The 1,428-nt window shown below is 64.5% G+C and carries 2 protein-coding genes; one reads left to right on the top strand and one right to left on the bottom strand.

Annotated elements, in window-relative coordinates:
* Positions 1-228, bottom strand: a 228-nt coding sequence (locus R1101_RS0123450) for a TetR/AcrR family transcriptional regulator (RefSeq protein ID WP_016935611.1), incomplete at its 3' end; no start/stop codon positions are given.
* Between the two features lie 97 nt (positions 229-325).
* On the opposite strand from R1101_RS0123450, the gene R1101_RS0123445 reads away from it, so the two are divergent.
* The coding region (locus R1101_RS0123445) for a cytochrome P450 (RefSeq protein ID WP_026003638.1) at positions 326-1,428 on the top strand (1,103 nt) is incomplete at its 3' end.

The raw sequence follows: 1,428 nt of genomic DNA, 5'->3' as shown, positions 1-1,428 counted from the left end.
GGCGATCTTGTCCAGGACCTGCTGCAGCAGATCGTCCCTGCTGGTGAAGCTCTCGTAGAAGTACCGTTCCGTCAGCTTGGCGCGGGCACAGATGGCGGTCATGGTGGCTCCGCTCTTCCCTGAGGCCGCGAACAGCTCCAGTCCCGCTTCGAGCAGGGCTTCGCGCCGCAGCGCGACACGCTGTTCGCCGCTCAGACCGGCATAGCGCCGGGGCGCCGGGGAAGTCATGGGACCGATCTTGACAGACCGGATGGCTGTGACGCAGACTACACCCAATCTGACAGGCCACTCTGTCAGATGTGCGCCGAGAAGTCGGAGGTTCATCGTGACCAAGCTTTTGGCCGTTCCCCCCGCCCAGTCGCAACTACGCCCGGTTCCCGGAGGAGCGGGCCTGCCCGGAATCGGGCACCTCCTCGAATACATCCGGCAACCCCTCGGGATGCTGCAGAAACAGTGGGACCGCTACGGGGAGGTCTCATGGTTCTCGGCAGCCGGTCAGCGATGGATCGCAGTGCTCGGCCCCGACGCATGCCAGGAAGTACTGCAGAACAAGGATCGGGCATTCGCGAACGGCGACGGCTGGTCGGTGCTGATCGGCCCGTTCTTCCACGGCGGCCTCATGCTCCTCGACTCGGAGGAACATCTCCGGCACCGCCGCATCATGCAGCAGGCGTTCACCCGATCACGCCTCGAGAAGACCGTCGACGTCATGAACCCGTCGATCGCCGAGAAGCTCGACAAGTGGGTTCCCACCGACGGATTCCGCTCATACACGGCTCTGAAGACACTCACACTCGATCTCGCCACCGATATCTTCATGGGTGGCGCCGAGGACTCCGCACCGGCCGAGATCGAAGCGGTGAAGAAGGCGTTCATCGACTGCGTACAGGCGGCGACCTCGATCGTCCGGTATCCCCTCCCCGGCACCAGGTGGAAGCGCGGACTCGACGGACGCCGGGTGCTCGAAGACTTCCTCCGGCACTACCTACCGGCCCGACGGGCACGGGAGACGGACGACCTCTTCTCCGTGTTGTGCCGCATCGAATCCGAAGCAGGACAACGGTTCAGCGACGACGAGATCGTCGATCACATGATCTTCCTGCTGATGGCCGCGCACGACACGTCGACCATCACGATCTCCACGATGATGCAGTATCTCGGGCAACATCCGCAGTGGCAGGACCGGTGCCGGGCCGAATCGCTCGCGCTGGGCACCACCACGCCGAGTCACGCCGATCTCGATGCGCTCGAAAGCCTCGATCTGGTGATGAAGGAATGCCTCCGGCTGGTCTCCCCCGTCCCGGTCCTCGCGCGACGAGCCGTCCGCGACACCGAGGTCCGGGGCCATTTCGTACCGGCCGGCACGTACGTCTCCGTGGCACCGCACTTCACACACCACATGGCGGAATACTGGCCGGAGCCCGAACG

This window comes from Rhodococcus sp. R1101, assembly GCF_000278445.1.
Taxonomy (GTDB): Bacteria; Actinomycetota; Actinomycetes; order Mycobacteriales; family Mycobacteriaceae; genus Rhodococcus; species Rhodococcus gordoniae.
Note: the sequence above shows the minus strand (reverse complement) of the source record. Positions and strands in the feature narration are given on the sequence as shown.